This is a genomic window from Stutzerimonas stutzeri (assembly GCF_024448715.1).
Taxonomy (GTDB): Bacteria; Pseudomonadota; Gammaproteobacteria; order Pseudomonadales; family Pseudomonadaceae; genus Stutzerimonas; species Stutzerimonas stutzeri_AR.
Map to the genome: position 1 here is coordinate 496,763 of NZ_JAMOHZ010000003.1, position 14,200 is coordinate 510,962.

The 14,200-nt window shown below is 59.9% G+C and carries 12 protein-coding genes and 2 pseudogenes; 5 read left to right on the forward strand and 9 right to left on the reverse strand.

Annotated features, from left to right (window positions below; translation table 11 throughout):
• Window positions 1-48 precede the first annotated feature (48 nt).
• Together NAV33_RS09165 and NAV33_RS09170 are read left to right on the forward strand one after the other, a co-directional pair.
• Complete coding sequence (locus NAV33_RS09165) at window positions 49-351, forward strand: ArsR/SmtB family transcription factor (protein ID WP_255979128.1); 303 nt, start codon at window positions 49-51, stop codon at window positions 349-351.
• 42 nt (window positions 352-393) lie between these two features.
• A pseudogene (locus tag NAV33_RS09170) lies at window positions 394-1,444 on the forward strand (alkene reductase).
• Window positions 1,445-1,621: 177 nt separating this feature from the next.
• On the opposite strand, the gene fghA reads toward NAV33_RS09170, so the two are convergent.
• Complete coding sequence (fghA, locus tag NAV33_RS09175) at window positions 1,622-2,467, reverse strand: S-formylglutathione hydrolase (protein ID WP_255979130.1); 846 nt, start codon at window positions 2,465-2,467, stop codon at window positions 1,622-1,624.
• A gap of 94 nt (window positions 2,468-2,561) precedes the next feature.
• The gene (locus tag NAV33_RS09180) at window positions 2,562-3,677 is read right to left on the reverse strand and encodes an S-(hydroxymethyl)glutathione dehydrogenase/class III alcohol dehydrogenase (protein WP_255979132.1); all 1,116 of its coding nucleotides are present in this window, start codon (window positions 3,675-3,677) and stop codon (window positions 2,562-2,564) included.
• A 276-nt stretch (window positions 3,678-3,953) separates the two neighbouring features.
• Between NAV33_RS09180 and NAV33_RS09185 the strand changes: the two genes are divergently transcribed.
• The 3 genes and pseudogenes from NAV33_RS09185 (at window position 3,954) to NAV33_RS09195 (ending at window position 6,551) form a co-directional block, all read left to right on the forward strand.
• The gene (locus tag NAV33_RS09185; RefSeq protein ID WP_255979134.1) at window positions 3,954-4,853 is read left to right on the forward strand and encodes a LysR substrate-binding domain-containing protein; all 900 of its coding nucleotides are present in this window, start codon (window positions 3,954-3,956) and stop codon (window positions 4,851-4,853) included.
• Window positions 4,854-4,984: 131 nt separating this feature from the next.
• Window positions 4,985-5,287 (forward strand): annotated as a pseudogene (gene hpf, locus NAV33_RS09190) (ribosome hibernation-promoting factor, HPF/YfiA family); the annotation flags it as partial.
• A gap of 97 nt (window positions 5,288-5,384) precedes the next feature.
• Window positions 5,385-6,551, forward strand: a complete 1,167-nt coding sequence (locus NAV33_RS09195) for a hypothetical protein (RefSeq protein WP_255979138.1) — start codon at window positions 5,385-5,387, stop codon at window positions 6,549-6,551.
• Window positions 6,552-6,579: 28 nt separating this feature from the next.
• On the opposite strand, the gene ispD is transcribed toward NAV33_RS09195, so the two are convergent.
• The 7 genes from ispD to NAV33_RS09230 all read right to left on the reverse strand — a co-directional run bounded on the left by ispD (window position 6,580) and on the right by NAV33_RS09230 (window position 14,120).
• Window positions 6,580-7,284, reverse strand: a complete 705-nt coding sequence (gene ispD / locus NAV33_RS09200) for a 2-C-methyl-D-erythritol 4-phosphate cytidylyltransferase (RefSeq protein ID WP_255979140.1) — start codon at window positions 7,282-7,284, stop codon at window positions 6,580-6,582.
• On the reverse strand, window positions 7,281-7,559 hold the full coding sequence (ftsB, locus tag NAV33_RS09205) for a cell division protein FtsB (RefSeq protein ID WP_255979337.1): 279 nt from the start codon (window positions 7,557-7,559) through the stop codon (window positions 7,281-7,283). The genes ispD and ftsB overlap by 4 nt, the downstream gene beginning before the upstream one ends.
• A 189-nt stretch (window positions 7,560-7,748) precedes the next feature.
• Window positions 7,749-9,038, reverse strand: coding sequence for a phosphopyruvate hydratase (eno, locus tag NAV33_RS09210; protein WP_255979142.1), 1,290 nt, complete (start codon window positions 9,036-9,038; stop codon window positions 7,749-7,751).
• Window positions 9,039-9,071: 33 nt separating this feature from the next.
• Window positions 9,072-9,917: a 3-deoxy-8-phosphooctulonate synthase gene (gene kdsA, locus NAV33_RS09215; protein WP_255979144.1), complete on the reverse strand. Its 846-nt coding sequence runs from the start codon at window positions 9,915-9,917 to the stop codon at window positions 9,072-9,074.
• Window positions 9,914-11,545, reverse strand: coding sequence for a CTP synthase (locus NAV33_RS09220; RefSeq protein ID WP_255979146.1), 1,632 nt, complete (start codon window positions 11,543-11,545; stop codon window positions 9,914-9,916). The genes kdsA and NAV33_RS09220 overlap by 4 nt, the downstream gene beginning before the upstream one ends.
• Before the next feature lie 157 nt (window positions 11,546-11,702).
• Window positions 11,703-13,004 (reverse strand): tRNA lysidine(34) synthetase TilS, encoded by a 1,302-nt coding sequence (gene tilS / locus NAV33_RS09225; protein ID WP_255979148.1) that lies wholly within the window; start codon window positions 13,002-13,004, stop codon window positions 11,703-11,705.
• Window positions 13,005-13,169: 165 nt separating this feature from the next.
• Window positions 13,170-14,120, reverse strand: coding sequence for an acetyl-CoA carboxylase carboxyltransferase subunit alpha (locus NAV33_RS09230; RefSeq protein WP_255979150.1), 951 nt, complete (start codon window positions 14,118-14,120; stop codon window positions 13,170-13,172).
• Window positions 14,121-14,200: the final 80 nt, after the last annotated feature.

The window sequence follows — 14,200 nt, forward strand, 5'->3', positions numbered from 1 at the left end:
AGCGATATATAGTTCGGTCCATCGCGATATACCGAACCAGGCGAACCCATGCCCGACGAACTAGACGACATCATCAAGGCGCTTGCCCATCCACTACGCCGGGACATCCTGCAGTGGCTAAAGGAGCCCGAACGTTACTTTTCCGAACAGCACCACTCGCTGGAAAACGGCGTCTGCGCCGGGCAAATCGATCAGCGCGCCGGGCTGTCGCAATCAACCGTATCGGCACACCTGGCAACGTTGCAGCGTGCCGGGCTGATCACCAATCGCAAGGTCGGTCAGTGGCACTTCTTCAAACGCAACGAACAGGCCATCCAGAACTTTTTGGTACGCATCGGCCAGGACCTCTGAATTTCCATCGCACCCCTTCCGTGTAAAAGGAGCAGCATCGCTATGCCTACACTTTTCGACCCGATCAAGATTGGCGAACTAGAACTGGCCAATCGCATCATCATGGCCCCACTGACCCGCTGCCGCGCCGAACCAGGCCGCGTCCCCCGGTGATCTGATTGCCGAGTACTACGGCCAACGCGCCGACGCCGGCCTGATCATCAGCGAAGCCACCTCTGTCACCCCGATGGGCGTCGGTTATCCAGACACGCCCGGCATCTGGTCTTCCGAGCAAGTTCAAGGCTGGAGGAAGGTCACCGACGCGGTACATGCGAAGGGTGGCAAGATCGTTCTGCAACTTTGGCACGTCGGTCGTATTTCCGACCCGATCTATCTCGACGGCCAGCTTCCCGTCGCACCGAGCGCGATCAAGCCAGCCGGCCATGTCAGCCTGGTTCGTCCGATGAAGGGCTACGAAACTCCGCGTGCACTGGAAACCAGCGAAATCGCCGGCATCGTCGAGGCCTATCGCAAGGGTGCGGAAAACGCCAAAGAAGCCGGTTTCGATGGCGTCGAGATTCACGGCGCCAACGGTTACCTGCTCGACCAGTTTCTGCAGGACAGTACCAATCAGCGCACCGACCAATACGGTGGCTCGCTGGAAAACCGTGCACGGCTGATGCTGGAAGTGACCGATGCCGCGATCAGCGTTTGGGGCGCTGGACGTGTCGGCGTGCATCTGGCGCCGCGGGCGGATTCCCATGACATGGGCGACTCCAACCGCGCCGAGACCTTCGGTTACGTTGCCCGCGAGCTGGGCAAGCGTGGCGTGGCCTTCATCTGCACCCGTGAGAAGACGGGCGAAGACAGCCTCGGCCCACAGCTGAAGCAGATCTTCGGCGGCGTCTATATCGCCAACGAGCGATTCACCAAAGATCAGGCCAACGCCTGGCTGGCAGAAGGCAAGGCCGACGCAGTGGCCTTCGGCATCCCCTACATTGCCAACCCGGATCTGGCGGAACGGTTGCGCCAGGACGCTCCGCTCAACGAGCCGCGCCCAGAGCTGTTCTACGCCAAGGGTGCCGAGGGTTATACCGATTACCCGTCGCTCTAGCTCCTTGCGATGGAAAGGCCCGACCGGATGTTCCGGCCGGGCCTTTTTTCGTTTCGGTAACCTTGAGCTGTCGTGCCAACTCTTCTCGCAGGAGCCCAGTGGGACGCCTAGTCCTTGCTGGCGAAGCTTCTGAGGCGGTCCGCGAGCAAGCTCGCTCCTACATTCGAGGGGTTGGTATCAGGATTTCAGCGCCTGGGCATGATGGCGCAGATGATCATCAATGAAACTGCTGATGAAATAGTAGCTGTGGTCATAACCGGGTTGGATGCGCAGCGTCAGCGGATGCCCTGCTGTCTTGGCCGCAGCCTCCAGCGCGTCGGGCTTGAGCTGGCTGGCCATGAAGTCATCACGATCACCTTGATCCACCAGAATCGGCAGTTTTTCGCCCGCTTCGTCAAGCAACGCACAGGCATCCCATTCCCGCCAGCGCGAGCGATCTTCGCCCAGGTAGCGAGAGAAAGCCTTTTCGCCCCAGGGACAAGCTGCCGGATTGCTGATGGGCGCGAAGGCTGACAACGACTGGTAACGGCCAGGGTTCTTCAACGCGCATACCAGCGCCCCGTGACCACCCATGGAATGTCCGCTGATGCCGCGCTTGTCCGATACCGGGAAGCTCGCCTCGATCAGCGACGGCAGCTCGTTCACCACATAGTCATACATGCGGTAGTACTTGGCCCAGGGTTCCTGAGTTGCGTTGAGGTAGAAGCCGGCACCCAGACCGAAATCGTAGGCCGCGTCCGGATCATCCGGCACTCCCGGACCGCGCGGGCTGGTGTCCGGCGCGACGATGATCAGCCCGAGCTCGGCGGCCAGCCGGTGTGCGCCAGCTTTCTGCATGAAGTTCTCATCGGTACAGGTCAGCCCCGACAGCCAGTACAGCACCGGCAGTTTATCGCCCTGCTCCGCCTGTGGCGGCAAGTAAACGGCGAAAACCATGTCGCAGTTCAAGCTGCTGGATCGATGCCGGTAACGCTTGTGCCAGCCGCCGAAGCTTTTCTGGCTGGCAATGATTTCAAGAGTCATTTGGGGTTCTCCGAAGCTGGAAGGGCTTGAAGCCAGAAGCGTTTACCTCGTTGCCGTTCTCTTCGCGCTTCTGGCTTCATGTTTCCAGCCGTTCTTAGAAATGAATGACAGTCCGAATGCTCTTGCCTTCATGCATCAGATCGAACGCCTGGTTGATGTCCTCCAGCCCCATGTTGTGGGTGATGAAGGTATCCAGCGGGATTTCACCCTTCTGCGCCTTCTCCACATAGCTCGGCAGCTCGGTACGACCCTTGACGCCACCGAAGGCACTGCCGCGCCAGACTCGGCCCGTTACCAGCTGGAACGGACGGGTGCTGATTTCCTGCCCGGCACCGGCCACGCCGATGATCACGGACTCGCCCCACCCCTTGTGCGCGCACTCCAGCGCGGCGCGCATCAACTGCACATTGCCGACGCACTCGAATGAATAGTCCACGCCGCCGTCGGTCATCTCGACGATGACTTCCTGGATCGGCTTGTCGTGATCCTTTGGATTGACGAAATCGGTAGCGCCCAGCTCTTCGGCAATGGCGAACTTCGACGGATTGATGTCGATCGCGATGATGCGGCTAGCCTTGGCCATTTTGGCGCCAATGATTGCCGCCAAACCGATCCCGCCGAGACCGAAGATCGCCACGGTCGCGCCCTCCTCGACCTTGGCTGTGTTGAGCACCGCGCCGATGCCGGTCGTGACACCGCAGCCGAGCAGGCAGACCTTGTCCAGCGGCGCTTCCTTGGGAATCTTCGCCACAGAGACTTCCGGCAGCACCGTGTACTCAGAAAAGGTCGAGGTGCCCATGTAGTGGTAGATCGGCTCGCCCTTATAGGAGAAGCGCGTTGTGCCGTCCGGCATCAGGCCTTTGCCCTGGGTTGCGCGTACCGAGCTGCAGAGATTGGTTTTGCCGGATTTGCAGAATTTGCACTGGCGGCATTCAGCCGTGTACAGCGGTATGACGTGGTCGCCTACCGCTACGGAGGTCACGCCCTCGCCGATGGCCTCGACGACACCCCCACCTTCATGCCCGAGGATGCAGGGGAAAACACCTTCGGAGTCCTCTCCAGACAAGGTGTACGCATCGGTATGACAAACGCCGGTCGCGATTATCCGCACCAGTACCTCGCCTGCCTTGGGCGGCTCGACGTCCACCTCAACGATTTGCAGGGGCTGGTTGGCGGCAAAAGCGACTGCGGCGCGGGATTTAATGGTCATGGACTCTACTCATGCGTGGTGATCGGGGCAGTGTAGTTTGGCCAGCAGGTTGGGTTAATGGGCCGTTTGTGGAAACATTGTTGCCACATGGGGATAATTCGCGTCTTGCCGCCTAACGGGCAGCATCGCAGTCCGTTCATTCATCATTCTCCACTGTTCCGCGGCGCAGTCCCGGCGGCCAAGAGTCTGATTTTGGTGGGCTCAAGCTGTCCAACCTCGGTGCGACCATCCTGCCAGCGTCGTGATAGAGCGCGGCATTTATTAGGAGTGCAGCTTTTGAATCGCTGGGAAGGCCTGGACGAGTTCGTTGCGGTAGCCGAGTGCGGGAGCTTTATGCGCGCCGCGGAGCTACTGCGCGTCTCATCCTCACACATCAGTCGCCAAGTAGCGCGCCTCGAGGAGCGCCTGCAGGCCCGGCTGTTCTACCGCACCACTCGCCGCGTGTCGCTGACCGAAGCCGGTCATACCTTTCTGGCGCGCTGCCAGCGGCTGATCGAAGAACGCGACGAGGCCTTTCATGCCATTAGCGACTTGCACAGTGCCCCAACCGGCCTACTGCGCATGACTGCCGCGGTGGCTTATGGCGAACGTTTCATCGTGCCGCTGGTGAATGGATTCATGGCGCAGCATCCACAGTTGCGCGTCGATATCGAACTCTCGAATCGCACGCTGGATCTGGTTCAGGAAGGCTACGATCTGGCAATACGCCTGGGTCGCCTGAGCGAATCGCGGCTGGTGGCGACGCGAATCGCCCCGCGCGCCATGTATCTCTGTGCCGCCCCCTCCTATCTCGAACGTTACGGTCGCCCCCATACACTTTCGGAACTGGCGCGGCACAACTGCCTGGTGGGCACGGGCGACACCTGGATGCTTCAATTAGAGGGGCGCGAGCAGCCGTTCAAACCCACCGGGAACTGGCGCTGCAATAGCGGTCAGGCCGTGCTTGATGCTGCGCTTCGCGGTTTTGGCCTCTGTCAGCTGCCGGACTATTACGTGCAAGAGCCGCTGCGCCGTGGCGAACTGGTTTCGCTACTGGAAGCTAACCAGCCTCCTAATACGGCGGTCTGGGCCGTCTATCCGCAGCGGCGCTATCCATTGCCGAAGGTACGGTTACTGATTCAGGCGCTAAAAGACGGGCTCGCCATACGTCCCGAGTACCGTAACGAACGCGACTGAGTTGCAGCTACGCCGCGCGTCCGACTACCAAGCTGGCGGAGGAACCCGCCCCTGCCGGCCACGTCGAAATTCTGTAGCCGATGGCCTTTGCGCTTTGCCTGGGTACTCGGCGATTCATTCAGGAGGACATCATGCAGATTCTGGTGAACAGCAATCACAGCGTTAACGTGACCAGCAACCTTGAGGAGCACGTAAAGGCAACGGTGGAGAGCGAACTGGAACGTTTCGATGATCAGCTGACCCGAGTCGAAGTTCATCTCAACGACGAGAACAGCGGCAAAAGCGGCCCCCAGGACAAACGCTGTCAGATGGAAGCCAGGGTCAAGGGCCATGAGCCCATCTCCACGACCCACAAGGCAGACTCAATGACGCTTGCCATTGATGGTGCCGCGGAAAAGCTCAGCCATGCGTTGGCCCATGCGCTGGACAAGCTCAATCACCACTGACCATTCACCGATAAAAAACCGGCCTAACCAGGCCGTTGATGAACCCACGAGGGACCGAACCACCTGACTACGAGAGAGGCCGTGCATGAACAGATTGCTCGATCGTGAAACCATGTCCCAACTGCTTGCAAAGCGCGACGCGCCATGCCTATCGCTATACCAGCCCACTCACCGCAGCTTTCCCGAGCGCCAGCAGGATCCCATACGCTTCAAACATCTGGTTCGACAACTGGAGGACTCACTCAAACAACAAGGCCGCACTGATCAGGCCAAGACACTGCTCAAACCCTTCCATGACCTGATCGACGATGCCGACTTCTGGAACTCCAACCGCGACGGACTTGCCGTATTCGGTGCCGCTGGTTATTTCGAGGTGTTTCGCCTGCAGCGTAGCGTGCCGGAACTGGCAGTCGCCAACGACCGCATGCACCTCAAGCCATTGCTGCGTATCGCCCAGTCCGCCGACCGCTACCAGATCCTCACGATTACGCTAGATGCGGTTCGCCTGTTCGAAGGCAACCGTGACGGTATAGATGAAATTACGCTGGCCGATGGCGTACCGAAAACGGTGGAGGAGGCGCTTGGGCGCGAGCTGACCGAGAAGGGCCAGACCGGTTTTCCTCAAGGCTATAGCCGCGCCAGCGAGCGCGGAGATCCGATGCAGGTCGAGAGCGGCGGCGCTGGCCGACAGGACGAAATCGATCGGGATCGCGAACGCTTCTTCCGCGAGGTGGACCGCGCGATACTTGAACACCACAGCCGCAAGTCTCGGTTGCCGTTGATTCTCGCTGCGCTTCCCGAACATCAATTTCACTTCCGCAAGCACAGCCACAACGAGCATCTACTGCCAGAAGGCATTGAGAGCGACGCATCGCTGCTCAGCCACGACGAATTACGGGAAAAGAGCTGGATGGTCATGCAGCCGCGCTATATCAAGCGTCTCGAAGGCTTCATCAACCAGTACGGAGAATCGCATGGTCAAGGCCTCGCCACAGATCAGCTCGATCAAATCGGTCAGGCAACCATTGAAGGGCGCGTAGCGACCCTGCTGGTAGAAGCCGAACGGCAGATTCCGGGCGTGACGGACAAGCAGCAAGGCAAGGCGTTAGCGGTCGGGAATGATTCGGCAACTACTCCCGATTTGCTCGACGAACTGACCATATGGACATTGGAGCAAGGCGGCGAAGTTATTTCGGTGCCCACCGAGCGCATGCCAACAGAGAGCGGTGCCGCAGCAATATATCGTTATTAACAGGAGCCAGACATGACAGCGCTGGCAGTCAGGACCGCCAGCGCTGCTCCAGCCACTGCAGGTCCTCCGGGCGGGTAATCTTCAGGTTATCCGTCCGCCCTTCGATCAGCCGCGGGCTGTGCCCCGCCCATTCCAGCGCCGAGGCTTCGTCGGTAACTGCCGCACCAGCTTCGAGCGCACCGGCAAGCGCATCACGCAGCGCACCGAGACGGAACATCTGTGGCGTGAAAGCCTGCCAGATCACGCTGCGATCGATGGTTTTCAGCACCCGTCCGTTGCCCCCGGCACGCTTCAGGGTATCTCGTGCAGGCACAGCGAGAAGGCCGCCGATGGGATCATCCACCAGCTCGGCAAGAAGTCGGTCAAGATCGTCGCGCGACAGGTTGGGACGTGCCGCATCGTGTACCAACACCCATTCTTCGTCGCGTGCGCCAAGCTCGGATAGGCGATGCAGACCAGCAAGCACCGAATCGGCACGCTCGCTGCCGCCATTGGCGCGCTGGATACGCGGATCGTTGGCACAACGAAGATCCGACCAATAAGGATCGTCACCCGCCAGGCTGACCACCAACCCCTGTAGCTGGGGATGGCTGAGAAAGCAGGCCAAGGTATGTTCGATGACGGTCTTGCCGGCCAGCTGCAGGTACTGCTTGGGCCGATCAGAGCGCATGCGGCTGCCGATACCGGCAGCCGGTATTACGGTCCAGAACCGTGGAAGCATGGCCGCACTCATTCGGCAAGCTGGTAGAGAGTCTCGCCCTCTTTGACCATCCCGAGTTCATGACGGGCGCGCTCTTCGACAGTTTCCATACCCTGCTTGAGCTCCCTCACCTCGGCTTCAAGAATGCGGTTGCGTTCGAGCAGCCGCTGGTTCTCGCCCTGTTGTTCAGCGATCTGCTTGCTCAACCCGCTGACCTGAGCGAGGCTTCCTTCGCCAACCCATAAACGATATTGCAGACCGCCCAGCAGCAGGAGCAATACGACGAATAACCAATTAGAGCTGCGCATGGAAGGCATGGAACGACTTCGGTTGGTTTCCAATAACGGTATGTAAGTGGCGATCAGCGACATGGCCGGCTTCCTTTGCTGACAAGCGATCCTGCGGCATAGCCGGTATGTTCCGGTCCACCGCAACAGTGCTGACCGTGCCCCATAAAAAAGGGCGACTAACGCCGCCCCTTTCTAACATGCAAGGGATCAGCCGCGAAACTCGGCACGCCCCTTGTAGGCGGCTTTTCCGCCGAGCTGCTCTTCGATGCGTAGCAGCTGGTTGTACTTGGAGACGCGATCCGAACGGCACAGCGAGCCGGTCTTGATCTGGCCTGCGGCAGTACCGACAGCCAGGTCAGCAATGGTGCTGTCTTCGGTTTCGCCGGAGCGATGCGAGATCACCGCCGTGTAGCCGGCAGCCTTAGCCATCTGGATGGCTTCCAGCGTTTCGGTCAGCGAGCCGATCTGGTTGAACTTGATCAGAATTGAGTTACCGATGCTCTTCTCGATGCCTTCCTTGAGAATCTTGGTGTTGGTCACGAACAGGTCGTCGCCAACCAGTTGTACCTTCTTGCCGATCTTGTCAGTCAGCACCTTCCAACCGTCCCAGTCGGACTCGTCCATGCCGTCTTCGATGGAGATGATTGGATAGCGCTCAGCCAGACCCGCCAGGTAGTCGGCGAAACCGGCGGCATCGAATACCTTGCCTTCGCCGGCCAGGTCGTATTTGCCGTTTTTGAAGAATTCGCTGGAGGCGCAGTCGAGCGCCAGGGTCACGTCATCACCGAGCTTGTACCCGGCGTTAGCCACGGCTTCGGCGATGGCCGCCAGCGCGTCTTCATTGGACGCCAGATTCGGGGCGAAGCCGCCTTCATCACCGACCGAAGTGCTCAGACCACGTGCTTTGAGCACGGCCTTGAGGTGATGGAAGATTTCAGCGCCCATGCGCAGCGCATCGGCAAAAGTTTTGGCGCCGACCGGCTGAACCATGAATTCTTGGATATCGACGTTGTTATCGGCATGCTCGCCGCCGTTGATGATGTTCATCATCGGTACCGGCATGGAGTACTGACCAGGTGTGCCGTTGAGGTTGGCGATATGCGCGTACAGCGGCAGATCCTGATCCTGCGCAGCGGCTTTAGCAGCGGCCAGGGATACGGCCAGGATCGCGTTGGCGCCCAGCGACGCCTTGTTCTCGGTACCGTCCAGCTCAATCATGGCGCGGTCCAGCGCCTTTTGATCCAGCGGATCCTTGCCCAACAGCAGATCACGGATCGGGCCGTTGATGTTGCTGACAGCTTTCAGCACACCTTTGCCCATGTAACGGCTCTTGTCGCCATCGCGCAGCTCCAGTGCCTCGCGGGAACCGGTGGACGCACCGGACGGCGCGCAGGCGCTGCCGATGATGCCGTTATCCAGGATAACGTCCGCTTCCACAGTGGGGTTGCCACGGGAGTCGAGAACCTCACGCCCTTTGATGTCGACGATCTTTGCCATTTTTATTAACACTCCGTAGATAGCTGAAAAGCTTCAAGCAGTTTCGATTGGCGGGAAATTCTTGATCAGGTCATCCAGCTGCTTGAGCTGGGTGAGGAAAGGTTCGAGCTTGTCGAGACGCAAGGCGCAAGGACCGTCGCACTTGGCATTTTCCGGATCGGGATGCGCTTCGAGGAACAGACCGGCAAGCCCTTGGCTGAGCCCGGCCTTGGCCAGATCGGTCACCTGAGCACGGCGCCCCCCGGCAGAATCGGCACGGCCACCAGGCATTTGCAGGGCGTGGGTAACGTCGAAGATCACCGGATATTGCATCCGCTTCATGATGTCGAAGCCGAGCATGTCGACGACGAGATTGTTGTAGCCGAAGGACGAGCCGCGCTCGCACAGAATCAGCTGATCGTTGCCGGCCTCTTCGCACTTGGCAAGGATGTGCTTCATTTCCTGCGGCGCGAGGAACTGCGCCTTCTTGATGTTAATCACCGCACCGGTCTTGGCCATGGCCACCACCAGATCGGTCTGGCGCGACAGGAAAGCCGGTAGCTGGATGATGTCGCACATTTCAGCCACCGGCTGCGCCTGATGCGGCTCGTGCACGTCTGTAATTACCGGCACGCCGAAGGACTTCTTCACCTCTTCGAAAATGCGCATGCCCTCTTCCAGGCCCGGGCCGCGGAAGGAGTTGATCGACGAGCGATTGGCCTTGTCGAAACTGGCCTTGAAGATGTACGGAATACCGAGTTTTTCCGTCACCTTCACATAGGTTTCGCAGATCTGCAGCGCGAGATCACGGGACTCCAGCACGTTCATACCGCCAAAAAGCACGAACGGCTTGTCGTTGGCAATCTCGATATTGCCGACGCGGATGGTCTTCTGGCTCATGCCTTGCCCGCCTTGTAGTCCAGCGCCGCCTTGACGAAGCCGCTGAACAGCGGGTGGCCATCGCGCGGGGTGGAGGTGAATTCGGGGTGGAACTGGCAAGCCACGAACCACGGATGGTCCGGCGCCTCGACTACTTCGACCAGGGCGCCGTCGCCGGAGCGGCCAGTAATTTTCAAACCTGCAGCCTGCAGTTGCGGCAGCAGATTATTGTTCACTTCGTAGCGATGGCGGTGCCGCTCGACGATGCGTTCTTTGCCGTAGCAGGCAAACACATTGGAGCCGGCTTCGAGACCGCACTCCTGTGCGCCGAGACGCATGGTGCCGCCCAGATCGGAGGCATCGGTGCGGGTTTCCACGGTGCCAGCGGCGTCCTCCCACTCGGTGATCAGACCGACAACGGGATGGGTCGAGTCCTTGTCGAACTCGGTGGAGTTGGCGTCGGTCCAGCCGAGCACGTCTCGAGCGAACTCGATTACCGCGACCTGCATCCCGAGGCAAATGCCCAAGTAAGGAATCTTGTTTTCACGTGCGTACTTGACGGTAGCGATTTTGCCTTCCACGCCACGCAGACCGAAGCCACCCGGAACCAGGATCGCGTCCATGCCTTCCAGCAAGCCGGTGCCCTGATTTTCGATGTCTTCGGAGTCGATATAGCGGAGGTTCACTTTGGTACGGCTCTGGATGCCAGCGTGGCTCATTGCCTCGATCAGAGATTTGTAGGCATCCAGAAGTTCCATGTACTTGCCGACCATGGCGATGTTGACTTCTTTTTCCGGGTTCAGCTTGGCATCGACCACGCGATCCCACTCGGACAGATCGGCACCGCCGCATTCCAGCCCGAAACGCTCGACTACGAAATCATCCAGACCCTGGGCATGCAGCACGCCCGGAATCTTGTAGATGGTATCGACGTCTTCCAGGCTGATCACCGCGCGCTCTTCAACGTTGGTGAATAGCGCGATCTTGCGGCGCGAGGAGACATCGACCGGGTGATCGGAGCGGCAGACAAGCACGTCCGGCTGCAGGCCGATGGAACGCAGTTCCTTGACCGAGTGCTGGGTCGGCTTGGTCTTGGTTTCGCCAGCGGTCGCAATGTAGGGGACCAGCGTCAAGTGCATCAGCATCGCGCGCTTGGCGCCGACTTCGACACGCAGCTGACGGATCGCCTCCAGGAATGGTTGCGATTCGATATCGCCTACGGTGCCGCCAACTTCCACCAGCGCCACGTCCGCATCGCCGGCGCCCTTAATGATGCGGCGCTTGATCTCATCGGTGATGTGCGGGATCACCTGGATGGTAGCACCAAGATAATCACCGCGACGCTCGCGACGCAGCACGTCTTCGTAGACGCGACCGGTGGTGAAGTTGTTGTTTTGGGTCATGGTGGTGCGGATGAACCGCTCGTAATGGCCCAGGTCGAGGTCGGTCTCGGCGCCGTCGTGTGTGACGAACACTTCGCCGTGCTGGAACGGGCTCATGGTGCCCGGATCGACGTTGATGTAAGGGTCCAGCTTGAGCATCGTGACCTTCAGGCCCCGCGCCTCCAGGATGGCCGCCAATGAAGCCGAGGCGATGCCTTTCCCCAATGAAGAAACAACACCACCCGTGACGAAGATGTAGCGCGTCATGAAAAACCCTAGAAGTCTGCGTTAAGCGGTCAGCGCCGCCGGGGAAAAGCGAAGGTGCCACTGCGCCGAAGGCGACAATAGCGCAACTGCCACGGCTTTCGAAGAAAACCACAGAAGCTGTATTGGGACGGGAGCGTAGTCTACTCGAAAGACCCTATCAGCTCAAACTGGGCGTCACCGGCGGCTTCCAGATCAACGATAGTCCTTCAGTATCGAACTGCGGCAGATTGGCGACAGCGATCAGTTCATCATCGCGGTAGAGCAGCGGCAGTCGCGAGCGCAAAAAAACCGGCACGCCAACTTCGTTGAGCAGCCGTTTGAGGTCACGCTTCCCTCGCCCGGGCAATCGCAACGACTCTCCGCCCTGACGGTAGCGCACCTGTAAATCCCCGGCACCGCAATCACCGGCTAAACGCAGGCTGCCATTGTTCGGGAGTGGCAGATTCATATCCGGCTGCAGCCATTCGACAATATCAGCAGGCGCCGCCAGCCAGGGGCCGGATAGCCACCAGATATAGCCATCGCCCCGGTGCAACTCGCCTGTAGCCAGCCGCCAAATCGGCGCGGCATCCGCAGCCGCGTCGCGCAACGCGTCCCAGCCAGCCCAATGATCGGTATCGGGCAGCGTCGTGAAAGGTCCCAGCCAGTGGCGCAGCGCGTTGCGCTGACGCGCGGGACCGAGCGCTTTCAACGAATGCAGGGAGAGGCTTGGTATAGGCAGCCACTGAAGGCTGGGGCACGCCTGGGCAGCTTGAAGATCGACCGCGGCCAGCTCGCCTAGCAACGCCTGCGCCTCGCCTAGATGCGCAGCGGCGCGAGCCATGCTGACAGAGGCTCGTGGCCAGCGCTGCCGTATCACCGGCAGAACCTGATGGCGAAGATAGTTACGCGAATGGTCGAGGCACTGATTGCTAGGATCTTCGATCCAATCGAGCCCCTGCTCCCGTGCATAGGCTTCCAGCTCGTCCCGACCGACGCCCAGCAGTGGCCGCACCAGTCTCCCAGCGCCAAGGGCTCGATCGGCAGGTATGCTGGCCAGCCCGAGCACACCGGCGCCGCGCAGCAGGCGAAAGAGCATGGTTTCGGCCTGATCATCGCGATGCTGGGCCGTCAGCAGCGTTTCGCCCTGTCCCAGAATCTCGGTAAATGCGGCATAGCGCGCCTCCCGCGCCGCTCGCTCCAAACTGGGGCCTGCCGCGATTTGCACGCTGATAATCTGCAACTCCACGCCCAGCTGTTCACAGACCGAACGGCAGCGCGCTGGCCAACCATCGGCAACTGTCTGCAGCCCATGATGAATGTGGATCGCGCCTATCGGGGGAAGCTTTTCCCGAGCGGACAACTGCACCAGCAAATACAGCAGCACGGTGGAATCGAGCCCGCCGGAAAACGCGACGTGCCAACGCGGCGCGCCACGACAGGGTTGCAATGCTTCAAGCAGACGAGACTCGAGGGACATCTGATAGCAGCTCAGAAATAGTGACGCCAGCATAAACCGGAATAGTTACACGCCAGCCAATCGATTAACCCCAAGCTTAAGTTTGACAGTTGCTGGCAAAGCCTATTTGGCAGGCATAAAAAACGGCGGGAAGGCCCGCCGTTCTCTTAACCGATAGCGCAACTATCAGGCGATGCCATAACTCATCAGACGCTCGTAGCGACGCGCCAGTAGCGCCTCGGTGTCGAGGCCTTTGAGCATGTCGAGCTGGGCGGTCAGCTCTTCACGCAACGAAGCAGCCGTCACCGCCGGATTACGATGGGCGCCGCCCAATGGCTCGGAAATGACTTTATCAACGATACCAAGGTCCTTCAGGCGCTCAGCGGTAACGCCCATGGCCTCGGCGGCTTCTGGCGCCTTTTCGGCAGTGCGCCATAGAATCGAGGCACAGCCTTCCGGCGAAATCACCGCATAGGTGGAATACTGCAGCATGTTCAGCTGGTCACAGACGCCAATCGCCAGTGCCCCGCCCGAACCACCCTCACCTATCACGGTCGCGATGATCGGCGTCTTCAGACGCGCCATGACTCGAAGGTTCCAGGCGATCGCCTCGCTCTGGTTGCGTTCTTCGGCGTCAATGCCCGGATAGGCGCCAGGGGTATCGATGAAGGTCAGGATCGGCATTTTGAAACGCTCGGCCATTTCCATCAGGCGGCAGGCCTTGCGATAGCCTTCGGGGCGCGGCATGCCGAAGTTGCGGCGAACCTTCTCGCGGACTTCGCGACCCTTCTGATGACCAATGACCATTACTGGCTCACCGTTGAGGCGAGCAGTACCGCCAACGATCGCAGCGTCATCGGAGAAGTGACGATCGCCGTGCAGCTCTTCGAATTCGGTAAACAGGTGGTTGATGTAGTCCAGCGTATAGGGGCGCTGCGGGTGTCGAGCCAGGCGAGCGATCTGCCAACTGGTGAGGTTGCCGAAGATGCTCTCGGTGAGCGACTCGCTCTTGTCCTGCAGGCGGGCAATCTCATCGCCAATATTCAGCGAGTTGTCATTACCAACCAGGCGCAATTCTTCGATCTTGGCTTGCAGGTCGGCGATCGGCTGTTCGAAATCGAGAAAATTCGGGTTCATAGGCATCCGTCATGCGTCGACGGCCAGGCGGCCGGGAAGCTGTTCCGTTTTTTGCGCCCTACCTTACGGGACGGACGCAT

Bases quoted from the DNA above. Each gene is read 5' to 3' on its own strand.
- NAV33_RS09180 (WP_255979132.1), bottom strand. From the start codon at position 3,677: ATGACCATTAAATCCCGCGCCGCAGTCGCTTTTGCCGCCAACCAGCCC.
- ftsB (WP_255979337.1), bottom strand. From the start codon at position 7,559: ATGCGCAGCTCTAATTGGTTATTCGTCGTATTGCTCCTGCTGCTGGGC.
- eno (WP_255979142.1), bottom strand. From the start codon at position 9,038: ATGGCAAAGATCGTCGACATCAAAGGGCGTGAGGTTCTCGACTCCCGT.
- ispD (WP_255979140.1), bottom strand. From the start codon at position 7,284: ATGAGTGCGGCCATGCTTCCACGGTTCTGGACCGTAATACCGGCTGCC.
- tilS (WP_255979148.1), bottom strand. From the start codon at position 13,004: ATGTCCCTCGAGTCTCGTCTGCTTGAAGCATTGCAACCCTGTCGTGGC.
- NAV33_RS09195 (WP_255979138.1), top strand. From the start codon at position 5,385: ATGAACAGATTGCTCGATCGTGAAACCATGTCCCAACTGCTTGCAAAG.
- NAV33_RS09220 (WP_255979146.1), bottom strand. From the start codon at position 11,545: ATGACGCGCTACATCTTCGTCACGGGTGGTGTTGTTTCTTCATTGGGG.
- NAV33_RS09165 (WP_255979128.1), top strand. From the start codon at position 49: ATGCCCGACGAACTAGACGACATCATCAAGGCGCTTGCCCATCCACTA.
- fghA (WP_255979130.1), bottom strand. From the start codon at position 2,467: ATGACTCTTGAAATCATTGCCAGCCAGAAAAGCTTCGGCGGCTGGCAC.
- kdsA (WP_255979144.1), bottom strand. From the start codon at position 9,917: ATGAGCCAGAAGACCATCCGCGTCGGCAATATCGAGATTGCCAACGAC.
- NAV33_RS09230 (WP_255979150.1), bottom strand. From the start codon at position 14,120: ATGAACCCGAATTTTCTCGATTTCGAACAGCCGATCGCCGACCTGCAA.